The sequence below is a fragment of the Streptomyces sp. 147326 genome (genome assembly GCF_045000215.1).
GTDB lineage: Bacteria > Actinomycetota > Actinomycetes > Streptomycetales > Streptomycetaceae > Streptomyces.
In genome coordinates this window covers 3,414,682-3,436,373 of the sequence record NZ_CP134201.1, presented here as the reverse complement: position 1 = coordinate 3,436,373, position 21,692 = coordinate 3,414,682, and the positions used below count along the sequence as shown (strand labels likewise).

Annotated in this window: 25 protein-coding genes; 18 read left to right on the top strand and 7 right to left on the bottom strand. The window is 69.4% G+C overall.

Annotated features, from left to right (window positions below):
• Positions 1–13 precede the first annotated feature (13 nt).
• Entirely contained in the window at positions 14–1,345 is a 1,332-nt protein-coding gene (locus RIU97_RS15075; RefSeq protein ID WP_404957037.1) for a M14 family metallopeptidase, read from the bottom strand.
• Between the two features lie 124 nt (positions 1,346–1,469).
• The gene (locus RIU97_RS15070; RefSeq protein WP_404957034.1) at positions 1,470–3,170 is read right to left on the bottom strand and encodes a chitinase; all 1,701 of its coding nucleotides are present in this window, start codon (positions 3,168–3,170) and stop codon (positions 1,470–1,472) included.
• 339 nt (positions 3,171–3,509) lie between these two features.
• Between RIU97_RS15070 and RIU97_RS15065 the strand changes: the two genes are divergently transcribed.
• From RIU97_RS15065 to RIU97_RS15005, 13 genes are all read left to right on the top strand, one after another.
• Positions 3,510–4,400, top strand: a complete 891-nt coding sequence (locus RIU97_RS15065) for a hypothetical protein (protein WP_404957032.1) — start codon at positions 3,510–3,512, stop codon at positions 4,398–4,400.
• Positions 4,401–4,448: 48 nt separating this feature from the next.
• Positions 4,449–5,153: a Flp pilus assembly protein CpaB gene (cpaB, locus tag RIU97_RS15060; RefSeq protein WP_361767185.1), complete on the top strand. Its 705-nt coding sequence runs from the start codon at positions 4,449–4,451 to the stop codon at positions 5,151–5,153.
• Positions 5,154–5,163: 10 nt separating this feature from the next.
• Complete coding sequence (locus tag RIU97_RS15055; protein ID WP_404957030.1) at positions 5,164–6,435, top strand: CpaE family protein; 1,272 nt, start codon at positions 5,164–5,166, stop codon at positions 6,433–6,435.
• A 33-nt stretch (positions 6,436–6,468) separates the two neighbouring features.
• Positions 6,469–6,801 carry a TadE/TadG family type IV pilus assembly protein gene (locus RIU97_RS15050; RefSeq protein WP_404957028.1) on the top strand — a complete coding sequence of 111 codons (333 nt, stop codon included), beginning with the start codon at positions 6,469–6,471 and terminating at the stop codon, positions 6,799–6,801.
• 1 nt (position 6,802) lies between these two features.
• Positions 6,803–7,174 carry a TadE/TadG family type IV pilus assembly protein gene (locus tag RIU97_RS15045; protein ID WP_404957026.1) on the top strand — a complete coding sequence of 124 codons (372 nt, stop codon included), beginning with the start codon at positions 6,803–6,805 and terminating at the stop codon, positions 7,172–7,174.
• On the top strand, positions 7,171–8,520 hold the full coding sequence (locus tag RIU97_RS15040; protein WP_404957024.1) for a CpaF family protein: 1,350 nt from the start codon (positions 7,171–7,173) through the stop codon (positions 8,518–8,520). Before RIU97_RS15045 ends, RIU97_RS15040 begins: the two co-directional genes overlap by 4 nt.
• Positions 8,517–9,455 carry a type II secretion system F family protein gene (locus tag RIU97_RS15035; RefSeq protein ID WP_404957022.1) on the top strand — a complete coding sequence of 313 codons (939 nt, stop codon included), beginning with the start codon at positions 8,517–8,519 and terminating at the stop codon, positions 9,453–9,455. The genes RIU97_RS15040 and RIU97_RS15035 overlap by 4 nt, the downstream gene beginning before the upstream one ends.
• Positions 9,456–9,471: 16 nt before the next feature.
• Positions 9,472–10,365, top strand: a complete 894-nt coding sequence (locus RIU97_RS15030; protein WP_361767167.1) for a DUF5936 domain-containing protein — start codon at positions 9,472–9,474, stop codon at positions 10,363–10,365.
• Between the two features lie 3 nt (positions 10,366–10,368).
• Positions 10,369–11,055 (top strand): response regulator, encoded by a 687-nt coding sequence (locus RIU97_RS15025; protein ID WP_404957019.1) that lies wholly within the window; start codon positions 10,369–10,371, stop codon positions 11,053–11,055.
• A 110-nt stretch (positions 11,056–11,165) separates the two neighbouring features.
• Positions 11,166–11,411, top strand: a complete 246-nt coding sequence (locus RIU97_RS15020; RefSeq protein ID WP_404957017.1) for a hypothetical protein — start codon at positions 11,166–11,168, stop codon at positions 11,409–11,411.
• A complete protein-coding gene (locus RIU97_RS15015; protein WP_404957015.1) occupies positions 11,411–12,061 on the top strand; it encodes a pilus assembly protein TadG-related protein in 651 nt (216 codons plus the stop codon). Before RIU97_RS15020 ends, RIU97_RS15015 begins: the two co-directional genes overlap by 1 nt.
• A 31-nt stretch (positions 12,062–12,092) precedes the next feature.
• Positions 12,093–12,680, top strand: a complete 588-nt coding sequence (locus RIU97_RS15010; RefSeq protein WP_404957013.1) for a hypothetical protein — start codon at positions 12,093–12,095, stop codon at positions 12,678–12,680.
• 4 nt (positions 12,681–12,684) lie between these two features.
• Complete coding sequence (locus RIU97_RS15005) at positions 12,685–13,320, top strand: OmpA family protein (RefSeq protein ID WP_404957011.1); 636 nt, start codon at positions 12,685–12,687, stop codon at positions 13,318–13,320.
• A 15-nt stretch (positions 13,321–13,335) separates the two neighbouring features.
• Here the strand turns inward: RIU97_RS15005 and RIU97_RS15000 are convergent, their stop codons facing one another.
• From RIU97_RS15000 to RIU97_RS14990, 3 genes are all read right to left on the bottom strand, one after another.
• On the bottom strand, positions 13,336–13,653 hold the full coding sequence (locus tag RIU97_RS15000; protein WP_404957009.1) for an SCO4225 family membrane protein: 318 nt from the start codon (positions 13,651–13,653) through the stop codon (positions 13,336–13,338).
• Positions 13,654–13,789: 136 nt separating this feature from the next.
• Entirely contained in the window at positions 13,790–14,263 is a 474-nt protein-coding gene (locus RIU97_RS14995) for a carboxymuconolactone decarboxylase family protein (protein ID WP_404957007.1), read from the bottom strand.
• Positions 14,264–14,357: 94 nt separating this feature from the next.
• Positions 14,358–14,876, bottom strand: a complete 519-nt coding sequence (locus RIU97_RS14990) for a TetR/AcrR family transcriptional regulator (RefSeq protein ID WP_404957005.1) — start codon at positions 14,874–14,876, stop codon at positions 14,358–14,360.
• Positions 14,877–14,973: 97 nt separating this feature from the next.
• Between RIU97_RS14990 and RIU97_RS14985 the strand changes: the two genes are divergently transcribed.
• The 4 genes from RIU97_RS14985 (at position 14,974) to RIU97_RS14970 (ending at position 18,542) form a co-directional block, all read left to right on the top strand.
• On the top strand, positions 14,974–15,384 hold the full coding sequence (locus RIU97_RS14985) for a DUF1348 family protein (RefSeq protein ID WP_404957003.1): 411 nt from the start codon (positions 14,974–14,976) through the stop codon (positions 15,382–15,384).
• 217 nt (positions 15,385–15,601) lie between these two features.
• Positions 15,602–16,021, top strand: coding sequence for a hypothetical protein (locus RIU97_RS14980; RefSeq protein ID WP_404957000.1), 420 nt, complete (start codon positions 15,602–15,604; stop codon positions 16,019–16,021).
• Complete coding sequence (locus tag RIU97_RS14975) at positions 16,018–17,913, top strand: alpha/beta hydrolase (RefSeq protein WP_404956998.1); 1,896 nt, start codon at positions 16,018–16,020, stop codon at positions 17,911–17,913. The genes RIU97_RS14980 and RIU97_RS14975 overlap by 4 nt, the downstream gene beginning before the upstream one ends.
• Positions 17,914–18,038: 125 nt before the next feature.
• On the top strand, positions 18,039–18,542 hold the full coding sequence (locus RIU97_RS14970; protein WP_404956996.1) for a hypothetical protein: 504 nt from the start codon (positions 18,039–18,041) through the stop codon (positions 18,540–18,542).
• 49 nt (positions 18,543–18,591) lie between these two features.
• Here RIU97_RS14970 and RIU97_RS14965 read toward each other — a convergent pair whose 3' ends face one another.
• Positions 18,592–19,170, bottom strand: coding sequence for a TetR/AcrR family transcriptional regulator (locus RIU97_RS14965; RefSeq protein WP_404956994.1), 579 nt, complete (start codon positions 19,168–19,170; stop codon positions 18,592–18,594).
• Between the two features lie 144 nt (positions 19,171–19,314).
• Between RIU97_RS14965 and RIU97_RS14960 the strand changes: the two genes are divergently transcribed.
• Positions 19,315–20,916 carry an MDR family MFS transporter gene (locus tag RIU97_RS14960; protein ID WP_404956992.1) on the top strand — a complete coding sequence of 534 codons (1,602 nt, stop codon included), beginning with the start codon at positions 19,315–19,317 and terminating at the stop codon, positions 20,914–20,916.
• 320 nt (positions 20,917–21,236) lie between these two features.
• Here RIU97_RS14960 and RIU97_RS14955 read toward each other — a convergent pair whose 3' ends face one another.
• Entirely contained in the window at positions 21,237–21,551 is a 315-nt protein-coding gene (locus RIU97_RS14955) for a hypothetical protein (protein WP_404956990.1), read from the bottom strand.
• Positions 21,552–21,692: the final 141 nt, after the last annotated feature.

The following is a 21,692-nucleotide window of genomic DNA, read 5'->3' as shown; positions in this document are numbered from 1 at the left end:
GTTCACGCGGGTCCTACGAGCAGTACTGGGCTTCCTTGCCGATCGAGCGGTACATGCAGTCCGCGTTCTCCAGCAGCTGGAGCACCGCGTCCTTGTTCCGCGCGGTCTCGCGGTCGATCACCTCGTCCGGCGGGTAGAAGCCGCCGTTGCCGCTCTCCGGGTACATCTCGAAGGTGTAGGCGAAGATCTTCTGGTTGCCCCACAGCCAGTCGTCGATCGTGCCGTCGGTGATGTAGAGGTCGCTCGACTGCTCCGGCGTATAGCCGTTGCTCGCCGCCATGCTCGTGCCGATCTTCTTGTAGACGGCGAGGTCGTCGGCGGTCAGGCCGGGGGCGGTGTCGTTGTAGGTGTAGCCGAAGGGCCACAGGACGAGCTCGCTGTACGTGTGGAAGTCGATCGCGGCCTTGATCTGCTGCTTGCCGCCGACGACGCGGCTGCGGACGAAGTCCGAGACGACCTTCACCTCGGGCGCCGACTCGGCGGCCGCGCCCCGGTAGGTCTCGGAGCTCTTGCTGCTGCTGGAGCCGCCGCAGCAGCCCCACTTGTAGTTCCAGTTCCGGTTCTCGTCCGTGCCGATGTACGAGGATCCGCTGTTGGGCTGGCGGTTCTTGCGCCAGGAGCGGTAGGAGCCGGTGGCGATGTCGTACTCGCCGCCGTCCGGGTTGAGGTCCGGGACGATCCAGATCTCGCGGCCGTTGACGGCGTTGGTGACCCGGGAGTCGGTGCCGTACTTGGAGCCGAACTCCTTGAGCAGGTAGAGCGCCATCTCGACGGTCAGGTGCTCGCGGGCGTGCTGGTGGTGGGTGAAGAGCACCTCGGGTTCGGCCTCGTCGGCCGCCACGTTGTCGCTGATCTTGATGGCGATGAGGTCGCGGCCCTGGTACGACTTCCCGATCACCCGCTTGCTCATGATGGCGGGGTACTGGGCGATGCGCTGGTCGATCTCCGCGTTCATCTCGGCGTGGTTGTGGTACTTCGAGTCCGCCGAGGGGAAGTCCATGGGGCTGGCCGCGATGCCGGGCACGGAGCGGTCCGGCGGTCCGGGCAGCGCGGTGAGCTGGTAGCCGAGCGCGCGCAGGTTCTTGGCCTGCATGGTGTCCGCGCTGACCACGACCGTGTGGTCGTCCACCTCGTCGATCGAGACGCCCGTACGGAGCAGGGCGGTGCGGTCGGCGGGGGTGGAGGGGCCGTGGATCCGGTACTGGACGATGGCCTCGTCCTGGGTGGCGGTGGACGGGGTGGGAGGTGGCGATGCCGTCGCGCTCATGCCGTAGACGGGTGCGCCCAGCGCGAGCGCCAGCAGGGCCGCCGTGACGGCGGCCCTCCGGCGGGTGTGGAGCCGCATGCGTTCTCCTGGGTGGGAGTGTGGGGGTAGCCGTGCGGACGCGCACAGCGTGCTCTCGTGGCATGTCCCGGTCAAGGACCCGCCGTGCAGGCCGAACCGATCCGGCCACCCCCACAGGTACCGCCTACGGGAGCCCGTGGACCTTCGGACCCACCGAGTTCGACCAAGCACTACCCGCCTTGGCGTCCCAGTTGGTCGACCAGGTCATCGCACCGCGCAGCCCCGGGTAGGTCTTCGACGGCTTGAAGGATCCGCAGCTCGTGCCCCTGGTCAGGCAGTCCAGCGCGTTGTTGACGATGGTCGGCGAGACGTAGCCGCTCCCCGCGCCGCTCGGTGAGGCCGGGACGCCGATGCCCACCTGGGAGGGGTCGAGGCCGCCCTCCAGCTGGATGCAGGCCAGAGCGGTGAGGAAGTCCACCGAGCCCTGGGAGTAGACCTTGCCGTCGCAGCCGTTCATCGAGCCGCTGTTGTAGTACTGCATGTTGACGACGGTGAGGATGTCCTTGATGTTGAGCGCCGTCCTGAAGTAGCCGCCCTGCGTGGACTGCATGTCGATCGTCTGCGGGGCCATGGTGATGACCAGCGACGGGCCGGCCTTCGCGGACAGCGAGCGCAGCGCCTGCGTCATGTAGGTGGGGTTGAGGCCGTTCTCCAGGTCGATGTCGATGCCGGTGAAGCCGTACTCCTGCATCAGGGCGTACGCGGAGTTCGCGAGGTTGTTCGCGGAGGCCGGGTCGTTGACCGAGATGGTCCCCTTCTCGCCGCCGATGGAGAGGATGACCGACTTCCCGGCAGCCTTCTTCGCGGCGATGTCGGCCTTGAACTGGGCGACCGTGTAGCCGCCGAGGCCGGCCGAATCGAGGTTGAAGGTGATGGCGCCTGGCGTGGTGGTCGCGTCGGCGAAGGAGACGGCGATGATGTCGTACTGCGCCGAGACGTCGGAGATCTTCTGGACGGTCGCGCCGTTGTTGAAGTTCTGCCAGTAGCCCGTCAGGGCGTGCTCGGGGACGGCCGGGCCGGGGCCCGGACCGGGGCCGGTGCCGGTCGTGGTGCCGGTGACCGGAGCCGACTTGGCGCCCTCGCCCGCGGCGTTGTACGCGCTCACCTGGAAGGAGTACGAGGTCGAGGCGGCGAGCCCGGTGATCTGGGCCGAGGCGCCCGAGGTGACGGTCCGGACGCGGACGCCGTCCTGATACACGTAATAGCCGGCGGCCCCGCCGACCGCGTTCCACGAAAGGGTGAGAGCGCTCGCGCTCTGTCCGGAAACGGCGGTCCCGGCGGGGGCTCCGGGGATGCCCGGACCGGGGTCGGTACCGCCGCCGCCGTCCGGTCCGAAGACGCTGAACTCGTCGACGGCGTACGCCGGCTGGCCGTACCAGCCGTGCGTGTAGACCGTGACCTGGGTGGTGCTCGGGCCGGTGCTGAAGGTGGTGGACAGCTTCTGCCAGCCGGCGCCCGAACCGGGGGTCCAGGTGGACACGTCCTGGGTGCCGGTCCCGGTCGCGCCGAGGTAGACGTAGCTGCCCTGGACCTGCGTGCTGAGCGTGTAGGTCGAGTTCGGCTTGACCGTGACGGTCTGACTGCAGCGGGCGTTGTCCTGCCCGGTCGGGGTGGCCTTGAGGGCGCCGGCTCCGGCGTAGACGGGCGAGGAGACGGAGGCGCCGGTTCCGCCGGTGCAGGACCAGTTGGCGAGACCCGACTCGAAGCCGCCGTTGCGGGCGACGTTGGCGTCCGCGGCCTGTGCGGTGCCGGTGGCGAGGGCGGTCAGGGCGCCTGCGGCGAGGGTGGCGGCGAGGGGAAGGGCGAGGGAGCGTATGCGGTTCACGTGGGCTCCGGTGGGGGGAGGAAGGGGAACGTGGGGGCAAGTGGGGTGCCCCGGAGCCAAGTTGGTCCAGACCAATCTCCGTGTCAAGACTCTTTGCTATGTGGCTTGAAATGGCCGACCGTGCGATCCCTGTTGTCCGGGTTTCCGATCAGCTGTGACACGTGCTCACGGCACGGGAATCGGCAAGCACCTGCCCTGCCAGGGGTGACGCGGATATGGTGCTGAGGCAAGGGGGAAGAGCGTTGATCGTTTGCGGTCGCGCAGTGTGCACGCGTACGCGGCGAGCGTGCGCCGGGCGCACGAACGTATGTGGCGCACGGGGTGAACGGGGGAATTCGCGTGCCGACCGCCATCGCTGTCACCAGCGCCGATCTGGTACTTCCGGCCCCTGACCGGCACACGCCCGGGGCCGCCGTGCTGCACCCGCCCGAGCAGCTCGACCTGGAGGGCGCGCTCGCCGAGACCGGCGCCCTGCTGGAGCGGCACGGCCACCTCGTGGCCCTCGTACCGCCCTGGCTCCCGCGCGCAACCGTCCAGCGGCTGCACACCGTCCGGGCCATCCTGGAAACCGACCGGATAGCACTCCTCGGCATCGATCTGCCGCCTCTGGGCACGGCCCTGCTGGTCCGTCAGCTGCGCCAGCTCAGCGTCTGCGACTTCAGCCCCGGAATCATCGCCTCCGCGGCCCGGCTGCTGTCCCACTACATCTATGCGGGCGCCCTGCTCGGCTCGGTCGCCAAGCTCGACCGGGTCCGCGTCCCCGTCGGGCTGGGAGCGCACGCCAGGTCCTGGTCGCCGAGCGCCCAGTTCGCCGTACTCGCCCACCCGAACCCGCACCTGGCCAAACTCGGAGCCGCCGGGGCGCAGGCGTCGGCGGCGGTGCCCGCCGGTCCCGGATTCGCCACGCAGCTCACCTTCGCACGCGGCCAGCTCACCTCGGACTGGGTCACCGCCGAACTCGCCCCCGCCTGGCAGGTGCAGGGCGTCATGGAGAATCCGTTGCCGGCCGGTTCGCCCGGCTGGTGGGGCACCCAGAAGCTCGTCGAGTTCGCCGCCGGCATCCCCGACCTGTCCGTGCTCTACCAACTGGTCGCCTCGGTCCGCCGCGAGCAGTGCCGCTGGTGCGGCCTCGAACTCATCGGTGACCGCTGCGGCTTCTGCGCCGCCCCGCTCACGGCAGCGCCCGCCGCGCCACCGCCCCCGGCGAGCACCGCCCGATCCAGACCCTGACCGACCGACTCCTGCGAACGAACGAAGAACGGCGAGGTAGGAAGACCGATGAACTCACGCCAGCGCCGCGGCGTCATCCTGCTGCTCCTGTCGGTCCTGTGCGCCCTGGGGGCCTTCGCCGGAGTCCTCGTGGTGATCGGCGACGTCAACTCCAAGGTGGGGGCCGAGGTCGTCGCCTACCGCGCCAAGGGCGACATAGCGCCGTACAGCCCGCTTGCCGCCGGGCAGTTCGAGGAGGTCCGGATCCCCAAGCGCTGGCTGTCCGACACCGCCGTCACCGACCTGGGCGCGCTCAAGGACAAGATCGCGCTCACCACCCTGAAGAAGGGCTCCCTGCTCCAGGCGGACATGTTCGTCGACCGGCCGCAGCTCCAGCCCGGCGAGCAGGAGATCGCCATCATGATCGACGCGGCGACGGGCGTGGCCGGCAAGATCACCTCCGGCGCCAAGGTCAACATCATCGCCACCTTCAAGGGCGCCAAGGACACCGACCCCTCGCGGTCGGTGATCATCGTCGCCAACGCCCGGGTCCTGGGCGTCGGCCGGCTCACCGCCCTCGACACCAAGGACAGCGACCGCAAGGGCCCCGCCGAGGCGGTCCCGATCACCTTCGCCCTGAACACCAAGGACACCCAGCGCGTCGCGTACGCCGAGTCCTTCGCGGAACACGTCCGCCTGGCGCTGGTGGCCCCCGGCACCGACTCGGCACCCGCCCCGGGCGACCGTACGTACACCCTCGACGGGGACAAGTGAGGCATCACGGATGACCACCCGAATCCTCCCCGCGGTCGGCGACCCGGACGCCGCGCGTGCCATCTCCACCCTCCTCAGCCAGCTTCCGTCCGCGGAGCCGGCCGCGCCGGTCCCCGACTCCACCTCGCTGCTGGACACCCTCGCCCGGCTGGCCGTCGACTCCATCGACGAACTGCCCGAGGTCGTCCTCGTCCACGAGCGCATCGGCCCGGTCCCCGCACTGGAACTGATCCGCGAAGTCGCCCTGCGCTTCCCCGCGGTGGGCGTCGTCCTGGTCTCCTCCGACGCCGGACCGGCGCTCTTCTCCGCCGCGATGGACTCGGGCGCGCGCGGCCTGATCGGCCTCCCGCTCTCCTACGAGGAACTCGCCGCCCGCGTCCAGGCCGCCGCCCAGTGGTCCGTGGGCGTACGCCGCCACCTGGGCAAGGGCGCCGCCGCCGACGTCTTCACGGGACCGGGCGGCCGCGTGGTCACGGTCACCGGGGCCAAGGGCGGCGTGGGCACCACCTTCACCGCCGTGCAGTTCGCGCTCGCCGCGGCCGCCTCGGGACGGCGTACCGCACTGGTCGACATGGACCTCCAGGCCGGCGACGTGGGCTCGTACCTCGACGTGCAGTTCCGCCGCTCCATCGCCGACCTCGCCGGGATCCAGGACATCTCGCCGCGGGTCCTCCAGGACGCGGTGTACGACGACCGCACGGGCCTGGCACTGCTGCTGGCCCCGGCCGACGGGGAGCGGGGCGAGGAGGTCGACGACCGGGCCGCCCGGCACATCGTCGGAGCCCTGCGCAGCCGCTACGAACTCGTCGTCATCGACTGCGGCACCCAGGTGACCGGCGCGAACGCCGCCGCCGTGGAAATGGCGGACGTGGCGGTGCTGGTCACCACCCCGGACGTGGTCGCGGTACGGGCCGCGAAGCGGATGGTCCGGATGTGGGAACGCCTCCAGGTGCGCAAGGCCGAGGAGACGGCGATGGTCGTCAACCGCTGGAGCAAGCACACGGAGATCCAGCCCGCCCTGATCGCAAAGATCACCAAGACCCGCGCCACCCGCATCCCGGTCCCCGCCGCCTTCAAGGAACTGCAGGCGGTGGTGGACGCGGGCCGGGTCCAGGACCTCGACAACCGCTCGACGGTGAAGCAGGCCCTGTGGACACTGGCGGGCGAACTCGGCCTCCTCCAGACCCCGGACACCGCCCCCGCTACCGCCACCCCGGGCGCGGCGGTAGCGGTCCGCGCGGCCGGCCCGGTCTCCCGCCTGCGCCGCGGCCGGGAGGGCTGACGGATGCCCGCCCGGAGAGGGGACCGGGGCCAGGTGGCGATCGAATTCGTCGGCATGGTCCCGCTGATCCTGCTGCTCGTGGCGGCGGTGTGGGAGTGCGTACTGATCGGCTACGCGTTCTCCCTGGCGGGCAACGCGGCGGACGAGGGGGCGCGGGCGGGGGCGGTGACGGGGGAGGGGGCGGCCTGCAGAGCGGCGGCGAAGGAGCACATCGGGGACGCGTGGAAGTTCGACGTGGACTGCCGGAAGTCCGGGGACATCTACCGGGTGAAGGTCACCCTGGGGATCCCCGTCCTCTTCCCGGGCCTCGACTTCGGCGCGATCGACGGCACCGGCGGCGCGGCGTTGGAGAAGGAGGCGAAGTGACATGAGACGGCGACGCATCCGTTCCGACCGGGGCCAAGTGGCCCTGGAGTACATCGGCTTCGTGCCGATCCTGCTGTTCGTCGCACTGTGCGCGATCCAGCTCGGCTGGGTCGCGTACGTCCACGAGCAGGCGGACAGCGCTGCCCGTACGGCGGCGCGCGTGGAGGCCCAGCACCCGGGACGGGGGGAGGCCGCAGGATACGCCGCCATCCGCGAAGGGCTCCCGGCGACCGTCAGAGTGCCCCCAGGGGGCGACGCGGTGACCGCGACCGTGACCATCCGGATCAACTCGATCATCCCCGGACTGTCACTCGAACCGGCCAGGGCAACGGCGGTCATGCCCAACGACGACCCGAAGGTGACCGGACCATGAGCCTGCGTTCCCGGGTCAACACCCCCGACGACCGCCACAGCCCCCGCGAGGACGGCCGGCTGGTCTCCTCCTACCGCGCCAAGCTGCTGGAGGAGATCGACCTCGCCGAGATGTCCGCGCTCGCGCCCGCCGAGCGCCGGGCGCGCCTGGAGCGCGTACTCGGCCACATCATCAGCCGCGAAGGCCCCGTGCTCTCCACCGTCGAGCGCGCGCAGCTGATCCGCCGGGTCGTCGACGAGGCCCTCGGGCTGGGTGTGCTCGAACCGCTCCTCGAAGACGCCTCGATCTCCGAGATCATGGTCAACGGACCCGACCAGATCTTCGTCGAGCGCGCCGGCCGCGTCGAGCAGCTCCCCCTCCGCTTCGCCTCGCACGAGCAGCTGATGCAGACCATCGAGCGCATCGTCTCCACCGTCAACCGCCGTGTGGACGAGGCCAATCCGATGGTCGACGCCCGTCTCCCCAGCGGCGAACGCGTCAACGTCATCATCCCGCCGCTCTCCCTGACCGGCGCGACCCTCACGATCCGGCGCTTCCCGCGGGCCTTCACCCTGCACGAGATGATCGCGCTCGGCTCGCTCGACGAGCAGATGCTGCTCCTGCTGTCCGGCCTCGTCGCGGCGAAGATGAACGTGATCGTCTCCGGCGCCACCGGTACCGGCAAGACCACCCTCCTCAACGCGCTCTCCGGCCTGATCCCGGAGGGCGAGCGCATCATCACCATCGAGGACTCGGCCGAACTCCAGCTCCAGCAGGCGCACGTGATCCGCCTCGAATCCCGCCCGGCGAACGTGGAGGGCAAGGGCCAGATCACCATCCGCGACCTCGTACGCAACTCCCTGCGCATGCGCCCCGACCGCATCATCGTCGGCGAGGTCCGCGGCGGCGAGACCCTCGACATGCTCCAGGCGATGTCCACGGGCCACGACGGCTCCCTCGCCACCGTCCACGCCAACAGCTCCTCGGACGCGCTCATGCGCCTGCAGACCCTCGCCTCCATGTCGGAGGTCGAGATCCCCTTCGAGGCCCTTCAGGACCAGATCAACAGCGCCGTCAACGTCATCGTCCAGCTGACCCGCTTCGGCGACGGTTCACGCCGCATCACGGAGATCTCGATCCTGGAATCCCACGGCCGCGAACCCTTCCGGATCACGACGGTCTGCCGCTTCGCGGCCCAGCCGATAGGGGCGGACGGCCGCGTGCACGGGTACTTCGAGTACTACCCGCTGCCGCGCCGGATCGCCGAGCGCCTCTACATGAACAACCAGCCCATCCCGCAGGCCTTCGGGGTCGCCCTGCCGGACGACCCCCTCACCACGCCGCACATCACCCGGACCGCCCTGTGAACCCACTGATCCTCCTCACCCTCGGGGCCACGCTGCTCGCGTGCGTGCTCGTCGTCGCGGGCCTGCAGGCGTACGTCGCCGGGCGCGCCCAGCGCGCCGCGCTGATCGAGCGTCTCTCGTCGAGCGGAATGCCGGAGCCCCTCGGGCGGCGGCGCCGCTTCCGGGGCGTCGACCGGCGGCTGCGCAAGACCAAGCTGGGCCGCCGCATCGAGGTGAAGCTGGCGACCACCGGCCTGGACCTCACCCCGGGCGAGTTCTTCGTCTACATGCTGGGTTCGATCGCGGGCGTCTGGCTCGTCGCGTCGTCCCTCCTCGCGCCGTTCTTCGGCCCGGTGGCGGGCGTGATCGGCATCTGGGCGGCGAACGCCTTCCTGAACTGGCAGCGGGCGCGGCGCACCGAGCGGTTCATCAACCAGCTCCCCGACCTGGCCCGCATCCTCGCCAACGCCACCCAGGCCGGGCTGGCCCTCCGTACGGCCATCGGCATCGCGGCCGAGGAGCTGGAGGCCCCGGCGGGCGAGGAACTCGCGCGCGTCGCGGACCGCCTGGCCGTGGGCCACTCCATCGAGGAGTCCCTGGGCGAACTCACCGAACGTCTTCCGTCACGGGAACTGGTCGTCCTCGTCTCCACGCTCGTCCTGTCGGCCCGCGCGGGCGGCGCCATCGTGGACAGCCTGCGCAACCTGACGGTGACGCTGGAGCAGCGCAAGGAGACCCGTCGCGAGATCCGTACCCAGCTGTCCCAGGTGACGGTGACGGCGTACCTCGTCCCGTCGATCGGACTCGGCTCGCTGCTGCTGGTCGACATGATGATGCCGGGCGCGCTGGACCGGATGACGGGCGCGTTCCTCGGCCAGACGGCCGTCCTGATCGCCCTCGGCCTCTTCGCCCTGGGCTTCCTGCTCATCCGCCGCCTGTCGAAGATCGACGTCTGAGGGGGGCGACAGGACGATGACCGGACTTCTTCTCGCACTCGCCGTGGCCCTTTCCGTCCTCGGTGCCTTTCACGGCATCCGCCTCTACCGCGCGGACGTGAAACTGCCCACGGACCTCGCGCTGGCCCTGGAGGTCGGAGCCACCCGTACGACGGCGGTCGGCTCCCTCGTCGACCGCATGGGCATCCGCTGGGCGCCGCTCGTACTGAGCGCGATGGGCCCGGCCCGGGTCGCCCGCAAGCGCCGCCAGATCGACATGGCGGGCAACCCGGCCGGCCTGACGATCGACCGGTACGCGGCCCGGCGGGCGGTGTACGGCGCCCTGGGCGCCCTCGGCGCCTTCTCGATGCTGATCAACGGCCAGCTGGTCGCCGCCCTGCTCATGGTGGCCTTCGGACTCTTCTGGATCGAGGCCGGCCTGTGGTCGGCCATCAGGGTCCGCCGCGACCACATCGAGCGGACCCTGCCCGACTTCCTCGACGTACTCGCCGTGGTGGTGAGCGCGGGGCTGGGCTTCCGGCAGGCGCTGGCCCGGGTGGCGGACAAGTACGAGGGCCCGTGGGCGGACGAAATCCGCATCACGCTCCAGCAGATGGACATGGGCGTCAGCCGCCGCCAGGCCTTCGACGAACTGCGCCGCCGCAACGACAGCGAACAGGTGGCGCAGTTCGTGACGGCCCTCCAGCAGGGCGAGGAACTCGGCTCCCCGATCGTCGACACCCTGATCGCGATCGCCGAGGACATGCGCCGTACAGATGCCCAGAACGCCCGCCGCCGAGCGGCCCGGGCCGTTCCGAAGGCGACGTTCGCGGTGACCATGTTCATGCTCCCGGGCACGCTGATCCTGCTGGTCTGCGGCTTCGTCTACGGCGCGAACGTCGACTTCGGCGCGCTGTTCGGAGGGGGCTGAGCCATGGCACGGCTGAGCGTGCTCATCGCCGACGGCAACCCGGTCATCAGGGCGGGCCTGGCGGCCATCCTGTGCGCGGCCGAGGACCTGGACGTGACGGCCCAGGCGGAGGACGGCCGCGAGGCACTGAGCCTGACCCGCCGGCACGCCCCGGACGTGATCCTGCTGGACGTCCGGATGCCCGGCGTGGACGGGATATCCGCTCTGCCGCACCTGGTGCAGCTGGCTCCCGTACTGATGCTGACGTACAGCAGGGAAGCCGAAATCATCTGCGAGGCCCTGTCGTTGGGCGCCGGCGGCTACCTCGTGCACGGCGAGTTCACGACGGACGAGCTGCTGAGGGCGGTACGGGACGCCCCACTGGGCCGCCCCCACTTCACCCCGACGGCCGCGAGCGCGCTGCTCGCGGAACTCCGGTCCTCTTCGCATCCGCAACGAGCTGTGGCACAGTCTTCTGAGCGGATGCACAACTCTGTTGTCTTCGGGCTGAGTTCCCGGGAGGTGGAGATCATGGATCTGATCGCGTCCGGGATGAGCAATCAGCAGATCGCGGCCGCCTGCTTCATCAGCGAGAAGACGGTCAAGAACCACATCAACCGCATCTTCGCGAAGCTCCAGAGCGCCACGCGCAGTGAGGCGATAGCCCGCTGGCTGGGAACCGCCCGTCCAGGAGTGACCGGTCATGGGTAGACAGAGTGCGCAGTGGGTCCGTAATTGGGTCCCGGGACCCTTGGTGACGACTGGTGACTCGCCGTACCGTCCGCAGATCGACACCGGTACCGGCCCGGGAGGGAACCCCCATGTCACAGAACACGCTGCTGAAGGCCGCCGTGGAGGCACGGATCAGGGTGAACGGCTGGACGGAGACGGCCACGACGAGGCTCCGCAAGCGCCACGCGAACCGCGACCGCGGCCAGACCGCCTTCGAATACCTGGGCATCATCTTGGTGGTCATCGTGATCGTTGGAGCGATCGTCGGTTCCGGAGTCGGATCGGAGATCACGAAGCGGATCAAGCAGGCGGTGACGGACATCAAAGCCGGCTAGTGGATGCTGGCGGGAAGCCTGGGCGTGACGGGGGGCAGGCGTTTCCCATCTATGTGGTGGTAGTGGCGGGCTTGCTCTTCGCCGCGCTCGCCTTCTTCGTCATCGGTCAGGCGTCGGTTACGCGAAGCAATGCCCAGGGGGCCGCGGATGCTGCGGCCTTGGCTGCTGGGCGTGAGGCCAGGGACAGGGTACTGATCGGTCTTGACCTCGCCGCATTGAAGCCTGCGGACTGGCAGAAGATCGTCGATGGGGACTTCTTCAAAGCTGATCAAGCCTGCGTGGCGGCGGAAGCATTCGCGGCGAAGAACGACGCAAAGGCGACGGGCTGTGATGCCTCCCTCCTCCCGAAACTCACCGTCACGGTGAAGACGAACGGGACAGTCGGAGAGTCGGTGATTCCGGAGACCGGCAGCATGCACGGCACTGCAACGGCCACGGCTTTGATCGAGCCGAAGTGCCTACTCGGCGCGGTTGCCACCCCGGCTCCTTCCCCGACCTCGACTGCTGGGGGTGAGTCGCCGGCGCCTACGCCTCCTCCGCCAACGGTGAACTTCACGTGCAACGGGGAGCCGGTCGAATTGGATCCGTTGAAGCCCGGCTCGCGCAGTGCATTGACCAAAAGACTGTTCAGCGTGCGACTTGTCGGCTGACAAGGAACGAGAGACAAGGAAGCGTTCATAGATGAGCATTCGGCGCATGGTGAAGGTCCGTGGGGGAATGGCTGTCGTAAGTGCGGCGGTCATGGCCCTCACGCTGGCCGGGTGCGGTGGCGACAGCAACAAGCCGAAGGACCCGCAGAAGTCCTCGACGCCGCAGTCTCAGGGGTCGGGCTCTCAGAACCCGGCACCGAGTGCTAGCCAGGGCTCGGAGCCCACCGAGGTCATTGCCACGCTGAACGGACAGGAGGGGATGACCCTGTTGATCAACTCAGCGCGTCGCGATCCCGGAGGCTTCCTCACCGTGACCGGGCAGATCAAGAACACGGGCAGCCAGTCGTACAAGGACACCGTTGCCTGGCGTGGGATCGAACTCAAGGGAACTGGAGAATCGGTCGCCGGTGCAACGCTTGTCGACAAGGCCGGCAAGAAGCGCTACTACGTGCTTCGAGACACGGAGTCCAGGTGCTTGTGCACAACTGGGGTCTCCAGCGTCGATGCCGGCCAGGTCATCCCCTTCTTTGCCCAGTTCCCAGCACCGCCGGCTTCTACCACCGAGGTGGAATTCAGCCTCCCGACCTTCGCCACGGCCGCTGTCAAAATCTCTGGGTGACCCCATGACTACACGTCATCAAGTAGCTGCAACCGTCATAGTCTCTGCACTCGTTATCGCCGGAGCGCACCTCATTGGGGCCACTGCCGCCTATGCCGATGACGTGAAGCCCTCTGTGCCACCTGGCACCGAGCCTTCCGCCTCTGCGCCCGTGGCGATCGACTCCAACGCCCCCGGGCTGAAGATCCCGCAGGGAGGCACGCTCGCCCCCGTCAAGGTGCTGGACATCGCCGAGGTCGTCGAAGACCTCGGTGGGGAGCAGCGGCGGCAGGAGACGAATCAGACCGTCATGATGGCGCTGCAGTCCGAGGTGCTGTTCCCGGAGAACAGCGCCGTCTTCAACGCGCAGGCCGCCGCCCGCATCCAGGCCATCGCCGCCGAGATCAACACGCAGAAGGCGACCCGCGTCAGGGTCTTCGGCTTCACCGACGACCAGGGCAGCTACGAGCACGGCAAGGAGCTGTCCAAGCAGCGCGCCGACGCCGTGCAGGCGGAGCTCGCCAAGACCGTCACCAACCCCGGCGTCGTCTTCGACGTCCGCGGGTACAGCGAGGACTACCCGATCGCCGACAACAGCACGGAGGAAGGCCGCAAGAAGAACCGCCGCGTCGAGATCACCTTCCCCCGCAGCGCTGGCTAGCCGGCCAGCGGCTGGTCAGCTGGCCCGCGGCCGTCGGCGCAGGCGGCCGCGGGAGGCCTCCACCATCGTGCCGAGGGCGAGCGACTGGGCCAGTACGCACAGGACGAGTTCGGTGAGGAAGAGCCACGTGGCGGGCGGTTCTCCTCCGTGGGCCAGCGCCACGAAGAGGAACAGCGGGAACGCGAACAGGGCAGGGAACACCCATATGAACCCGGGGTCCGGGGCGAACAGCGTGAGGGCCGTCGCGAGAGCCACGGCGGCACCGACGAGGCCCAGGTAGATCGCCGAAGCGGGGTTCCCGAAGGTCAGGCGGGCGAGCGTGCGGGCGGTCATCGGTTCTCCCCGGGACGTGTGGGTTCCCTCCATGGTCGGGAGGATCCGCGGTCCTGTCGTGAGTACGCGTACCCGGCCCGGACCTCCGGTCCGGCCCCTCCCCGGTCGGGGCCGGACCGGGGGTCCGGGCCGGGGATCAGGCGAACTGGCCCGGCTGGTAGTCGCCCGCCGGCTGCTGGACGATCACGTTCATGCGGTTGTACGTGTTGATCAGCGCGATGAGGGAGACCAGCGCGGCCAGCTGGTCCTCGTCGTAGTACTTGGCGGCCTCGGCCCAGGCTTCGTCCGTGACCCCGCCGGCCGCGTCGGCGATGCGGGTGCCCTGCTCGGTCAGCTCCAGGGCCGCCCGCTCGGCGTCGGTGAACACCTTCGCCTCGCGCCAGGCCGCGACCAGGTTGAGCCGCACCGGGTCCTCCCCGGCGTGCGAGGCGTCCTTGAAGTGCATGTCGGTGCAGAAGCCGCAGCCGTTGATCTGGCTGGCCCGGAGCTTCACCAGCTCCTGCGTGGCGTGCGGCAGGGTCGAGTCCGAGATGACCTTGCCCGCGGAGTTGATGTACCGGCCGAACTTGGTCGCGACCGCGTTGCCGTAAAAGTTGAGACGCGCTTCCATCGTGATCTCCTTGCCGTGCGGACGGTTACACAGCTCTGACGGAATACGCGGCCCGGATGTGACAGCCCGGCGGGGCGAGAGGGAGTGACCTGCATCACTCCCTCAGGAGGAGCTCGGCGATTTCCCGGGCCCGGTGGGCCGGCTCCGGGCCGGGGGTGAGGGCCGCCACCGCCGTCGCCCCCTCGGTCAGGATGAGGAGCCGGTCGGCGAGGGCGGGATCGGCGGTCAGGTCGGCCAGCAGGGCGTGGAGCTCCGCCTTGTGGACGCGGACGATCTCCGGGGCGGCCGCGCCCAGTTCCCCGTACGCGTTGAGGAAGGCGCAGCCCCGGAAGTCCGGCTCCGAGAACCACTGCGCCAGCCAGTCGAAGACGGCGAGGACCGGGTCCGGGGTGCCGGTGACCGCGTCGCGGAGGTGGGTCAGCCAGCGCCGGTCGCGGCGTTCCAGATAGGCCGTGACCAGGGATTCCTTCGCCGGGAAGAGTCGGTACAGCCGCTTGAGGGGGACCCCGGAAGCGGTGCGGATGCGGTCCATGCCGACGGCCTGGATGCCGTGCCGGTAGAACAGCTCCTCCGCCGCGTCCAGCAGTCGGGTCCGTGCCTCTTCGTCGTCCATGAGGGCAGGGTAGCCCGTTTCCCCTTGCGACGAGAACGCTCGTTCTCATACGATGAGAACGAGCGTTCTCACCGTTCGTCCCTTCGGAGGATCCGCTGTGACACGTCCGCCCCTGCCCCCCTTCACCGAAGAGTCCGCCCGCGCCAAGGTCCAGGCCGCCGAGGACGCCTGGAACAGCCGGGATCCCGAGCGCGTCGCCCTCGCGTACACGGAGGATTCGGTCTGGCGCAACCGCGACCGGTTCCTCACCGGCCGCGCCGAGATCCGCGAGTTCCTCGCCGCGAAGTGGGAGCGCGAGCTCGACTACCGCCTCCGCAAGGAGCTTTGGGCCTTCACCGGCAACCGCATCTCGGTCCGCTTCGAGTACGAGTGGCACGACGCCGCCGGCCAGTGGTTCCGCAGCCACGGCAACGAGCAGTGGGAGTTCGACGACGAGGGCCTGATGAGGCGGCGCGAGGCGAGCATCAACGACGTGCCGATCAGCGCCGAGGACCGCCGCCTGCTCTGATCCGCCCACGCCCCGGCGCCGGGCCCGGTGGGTGCTCCGGCTCAGGCGCCGGGCCTGGATCTGAGTACGCCCGCGCCTTGCCCGCCCCGACCCCGGCTGCGACGTCATCGCAGGTCAATGCCCACATCGCCGCCCGCTGAACTTGCCTTCGAGAGGTGGGTGTCGGTTTTGTACGAGGCGTAGGCGCGGGGAGCGCCCCGGAGGAGCGGCACAGCGCATGAGTACAGAGGCGGTTCTGCCGGCGCGCTGGCAGGAGTTGTTCGGCGAACCGGCGGCGATGAGGCTCGCTTCGGCGGACGCCCCCGGCGGTGGCGGCGGCGAGGACCTGGCCCACTCCGGCGGTCCCTGGTCCAAGGCCGCGGTCGCGGCCGGCGAGTTGCGCATCACCACTGCGGAGGGCCTGGGCAAGATGGCCGCCGCCCACGAGGGCGTCGAGGCCGGTACGGCGGGACTCTCCGCCACCGCCGCGCTGGCCGCGGTCCGCGCCTCCTGGGAGAAGCGGGTGGCCGCCGTACGCGACGAGTGCGGGTCGGTGCAGTCCGCCCTGCGGAACGTTGCGCGGGAGATCGGCGAGATCGACGAGAACAACCGGCTCAAGTTCTCGTACCTCGTCACGCATCAGGATGCCTCGAAGTGACCCTGACCTGGCATCAGTTGCGTGATCTGAAGACCCAGGAGTTCACCGAGGCGGCAGCGGCGTGGGCCGATGTCAGCACCCGGGCGGACGCGGGGCGCGACCGGATCAGCGTAGGGATGATCAAGTCGCTGGAGGACCAGAAGGGCGTGTCGGCGGCAGCGGCGCGCGATCGGCTGAGGCGGGTCGACCGGAACTTCGACTTCATCCACACCGAATGCGGTCTCGTCCGCACCACGCTGAATTCCCTGGCCCACGAGCTCGCCGAGGAGCAGGTGCGCCTCAAGGCGGCACTGGAGGACGCATCGGCCCGCGGCTTCACCGTGCATCCGGACGGATCGGTGCAGTACCCGCCTGGGGGCGAGAACTTCCTGACCAAGGAACCCGCGCCGGGCGGCTCCGTACGGGGCGTCGACAAGCCGCTGTACCTCCAGGGCGCGGACACCCACCCGCTGGGCAAGGCGCCGTTCCCCACCAACGCGAACCCCAACCACGGCCTCGCCCAGGAGATCGCCACGCGCATCCTGGACGTGATGAAGGCGGCCCAGGGCGTGGACTCCCGCTTCACCCAGGCTCTCCATCGCCTCAAGGCCCCGGAAGGGCTCGACGTCACGGAGGCCACCTGGGCCGACGCGGCGGGCGACGCGGCGGTCGTCCGGAAGGAGGCCGCGGACTACCTGCGCGACACCATCCCGGAGGGCAGCTCCCCGGCCGACCGCAGCAGCTGGTGGAAGGGCCTGAGCGACGACCAGCGGGCCGAGCTCCTGGCCACCTATCCCGATGTGATCGGCAATCTGGACGGCGTCCCGTCCGAGGTGCGGGACGAGGCGAACCGCGACAACCTGCAGATGCTGATCGGCAAGCTGTCGGAGCAGAGCGACGAGAAGTCCCAGACCCAGCTGGCGGGCATGCGCTCGATCGACGACCAGCTGCGGAACCCGGGGCCCAAGGACCCGCCGATGTACCTGCTGGGCATCGGCGACCAAGGCGGAGGCCGGGCCATCGTGGCCTACGGCAACCCCGACACGTCGCGGAACGTATCCGCGTACATACCCGGGCTGGGCACGGCACTGGACCCGGAGTTCGCTCGGAACGACCTCACGCGCGCCCGCGACACCGCCATTGGCGCCCGGATTCACGATGGCAGCTCCGCGTCGATCGTCTGGCTCGGCTACGACGCGCCGCAGCTGCCCGCGGCACGCGTGATCGACAATACGGACGTCATGTTCAAGGAGCACGCCGAGAAGGGTGCGCCCGCGTACAACCAGTTCATGGCGGGGATCAGTGCCACCAACCAGAACCCCGACCCCCACGTCACTGCCATCGGCCACTCGTACGGATCGCTGACCGTGGGCCAGGCGGCGCTGCAGAGCGGTGGGATCCCGGGCGTCGACGACATCGTCCTGGTGGGCAGCCCCGGCACCGGCGCCCAGCGCGCCGATCAGCTGGGTGTGGGTAAGGACCACGTGTTCGTGGGGGCTTCCGACCATGACCCCGTGTCCATGGCCCCGAACAAGGTGCAGTCCGGGGCGATGCAGGTGGGTGCCGGAGCGGGTGCCGTCGCCGGCGGCGTGGCAGGATCGGTCCTCGGGCCGCTCGGTTCGGTGGGCGGAGCGCTCATCGGAGGCGCTGCCGGCGGCGTCCACGGTTTCCTCGTGGGCGATGCCGTCACCGACGACAGCCAGAACTACTTCGGCACGGATCCGGCACGCAGGGAGTTCGGAGCCAAGCGCTTTCTGGTCGACGACGGGCCCCTTCCCGTCATCGAGGGACAGGGCCCCATGGACGCGCATTCCAATTACTTCAACCCGAACAAGGACGCCATGTCCGCCGACAACATCGCGCTGGTCGTCTCAGGCAAGTCCGACAAGATTGTGACCGAGGAACATCGATGAGACCCGGCCGACGACACCTCAAGATCACGCGAGTCCTACGCTCGGCAGCCTGTTCGCTGGCGCTTGTCGCCTTCGCCGGCAGTTGCGGGCCGAGCGGTAGCGGACAGGCCGACAGGAAGACCACCATGAACATGCAGCAGGGCGCCGAGCGCGCCGACGCCATCCTCCAGGAGACCCTGGCCGCCGTGCGGCCCGAACTGAAGTGGAACCACGGCCCGGCCAGCGACGCCGGCTGCACCAAGGGCGTGGCCGGCGCAGCCACCGGTACGGGGTCGGCCAAGCGGATCATCACCGTCATGACCATCGTCTCCGAGCAGCGCCGTGGCGCTCTCCTGGGAGTGATCGAACGTGACTGGAAGGGCCGCGGCTACAAGATCAAAGGTGTCCGGAACGACGCGGAGGTGCCCGCCGTCTACGCCGAGACCCCGGACGGCTACATCCTCACCGTGAAGGTCGGCGGCAAGGGGCAGTTCTTCCTGGAATCGGCCACCCCCTGCCTGACCGATTCCTCGGTTCAGCAACCCACAAGCAAGCCCAACACCCCCGACCGAAGCGGCGAGTTCCCGCAGCGGCCGGACGTGCAGGACGATTTCTGGTCCGCCACCACCCCGCCGGCGGCGGGTAGCTGAGCCCACCGCCCGCCGAAACCGGCCCGTCGGGGGCGGGCCGGGTCGGCTGTCACACCTCGTGGTGGGCCTGGGTGATGAGGTCCGTGGCGACCGCCAGGGCTGCCAGGCGGGTCTCCTCCGGGTCGCCCTCCACGTGCTGCAGGAACATCATTCCGGCGTGCAGGGTGAACAGCGCGCTGACGCAGCGGACCTGGTCCTCCAGCGGGCCGTCCTGCGTGCGGAGGAGTTCCACCAGGGCGAAGAGCCGCTTCTTGACCGTCTCGCCGATGCTCAGCTCGCGCGTGGTCGCCTGGTTCTCCTGCATGAACCGGTACAGCGCCGCGCCCGCCGCCATCGCCTCGCTGTAGCGCCGCAGCACCTCGCGCTTGGTCTCCAGGGTGCGCGGCTGCCCCTCCGCCCACGTGATCAGCTCGTCGATGGGCCGCGTCAGGTCCTCGAAGAGGCTGATGATGATGTCTTCCTTGGTCTTGAAGTGGTAGTACAGCGCCGCCTTCGTGACCTCCAGCCGCTCCGCGATCTCGCGCAGCGACGTCTTCTCGTACCCCTGCTCGACGAAGAGCTCCAGTGCGACGTCCTGGATGCGCTGACGCGTGTCGCCACGGCGGCGCTGCGGACTGCTGCTGGACATGGCTCTCCCCAATTACTTACTTGACGCCCGGCTAGTTACGGGTCTACCGTCCCCAGTGTAGTGAACTAGCCGGGCGGCAAGTAAGTGCCGGTGCGGGACGAAGACCAAGTGCTCAGTATGAGAAGTAGGGCCAGGGGAGTGGACATGGTGGACACAGTCAAGCCTGCGGGGACCTCGGAGGAGGTGAAGCCGCGCAGCGTACGGGTCGTCCTCATGGCACTCATGATCGCGATGCTGCTCGCGATGCTCGACAACATGATCATCGGCACCGCGATGCCGACGATCGTCGGCGAGCTGGGCGGCCTGGAGCACCTCTCGTGGGTGGTCACCGCGTACACGCTGGCCACCGCGGCCTCCACTCCCATCTGGGGCAAGATCGGCGACATGTACGGGCGGAAGGGTTCCTTCCTCACCTCGATCGTCATCTTCCTGATCGGCTCTGCGCTCAGCGGAATGGCCCAGGACATGGGACAGCTGATCGGCTTCCGCGCCATCCAGGGTCTCGGCGCCGGCGGTCTGATGGTCGGCGTCATGGCGATCATCGGCGACCTGATCCCGCCCCGTGAGCGCGGCAAGTACCAGGGCATGATGGCCGGCGTGATGGCCCTCGCCATGATCGGCGGCCCGCTCGTCGGCGGCACCATCACCGACCACATGGGCTGGCGCTGGTCCTTTTACATCAACCTTCCGCTCGGCGCCGTGGCGCTCGCCATGGTGACGGCGGTGCTGCACCTGCCCAAGAAGACGCAGCCGGGGGTCCGCCCGAAGATCGACTACCTCGGCGCGGCGCTGCTGACCATCGCCATCACCTCCACCGTCCTCGTCACGACGTGGGGCGGCACCGAGTACGCCTGGGGCTCCGGCCAGGTCATCGGTCTGATCGTCGTCGGCGTGCTGTCGACCGCGGCCTTCCTCTACGCCGAGACCAAGGCCGAAGAGCCGGTCATGCCGCTGCACATCTTCCGCAGCCGCAACTTCACCCTGATGTCCGTGATCGGCTTCCTGGTCGGCTTCGCGATGTTCGGCGGCGTGCTGTACCTGCCGCTGTTCCAGCAGTCGGTGCAGGGTGCCTCCGCGACCAACTCGGGCCTGCTCCTGCTGCCGATGCTGCTCTCGATGATGGTCGTCTCGCTGATCGCGGGCCGCGTCACCACCAACAGCGGCAAGTACAAGATCTTCCCGATCGTCGGCGGCGCGCTGATGGTCGTCGGACTGTTCCTGCTCGCGACGATGGACACCGACACCACCCGGCTCATGTCGGGTGTGTACATGGCCGTCCTCGGTGCCGGGCTCGGCTTCCTGATGCAGATCACCATGTTGGTCGCGCAGAACAGCGTCGAGATGAAGGACATGGGCGTCGCCTCGTCCTCGGCGACCCTGTTCCGTACGCTCGGCGGCTCCTTCGGCGTCGCGCTGATGGGTTCGCTCTTCACCAGCCGCGTCACGGACACCATGTCCGAGCGGCTGGGGCCGGAGGCGGCCGGGGCCGCGGGGTCCGCGCAGTTGGACGCGGCGAGCCTGGCGAAGCTGCCGGAGGTCGTGCGGGACGCCTACCAGCACGCGGTGGCCGCGGGTACGCACTCGGCGTTCCTGCTCGGCGCGGGCATCGCCGTACTGGGGTTCGCGGCGGCCTGGTTCGTGAAGGAGGTTCCGCTCCGGGGGGCGGGGCCGGCGCCGACGGCCGATGCCGAGCCCGAGGGCGGCGAAGCAGTCGCCCCTGCGGCGCAGGAGTCCGTCGCTCGCTGAACGAAGACCAACAGGCGGTACCACCGGCGGTCGGTGGTGCCGCCTGTTGGCGTGTCCGGCCCGCCCCTGTGGCCGGGGATGGCTTCGCCGGGGGCGGCCGAAGGGCCGGGGGCGGTCGGCTGCGCCGCTCGGGCGGTCTGAGGGGTGGGGCCGGGCGCGCCCCGGGGCGTCTCCTCGGGCGCCGAACGTGGCGGGGGGTCGGAGGGCCGAGGGGATTGCGTTCGGCGCCCTGCGGGGAGCGCCCCGGCGCACACCCAGCCCCGGCGAAACCACCCTGGGGGTCGGAGGGCCGAACCGTGTTGCGTTCGGCGTGCTGCGCGTTATCTGGGGTCTTCGGTGTTCCAGGGGTGGTCGAAGAGGCCGGGGTGGAGGTGCCACGTGGTGAGGGTGGTGGCAAGGTCCCGTTCGTTCGTGGCGGTGGCGGACCTGATGAGGGCCGCGCCGATGTCGTAGTCGAAGCCCTCGATGCGCTCGCCGTCGTACTCCCGGTGGGTCAGGCGGTAGCCGGCGTTCACGGGGGTGATGTCCACGAAGGCGCGGCGGTCCGGGCGGGAGGCCGGGACTTCCGTGACCAGCCTCCTGCCGAGCCGGAGTGCGGTCAGTTTGTCCACCGGCCACTTCGATCCGTCGTCCATGGGGTGTCATTGTGGCCGCATCCGGCGGAAGTTGGGATGAGGACTAAAGTCCCATCAGTCACTTTGGTGTCATTACATGGAATTTAAGGGCTAATTGACTGGAACTCCTCGGTGGTGATGGACGTCCTGATCCACGGAACG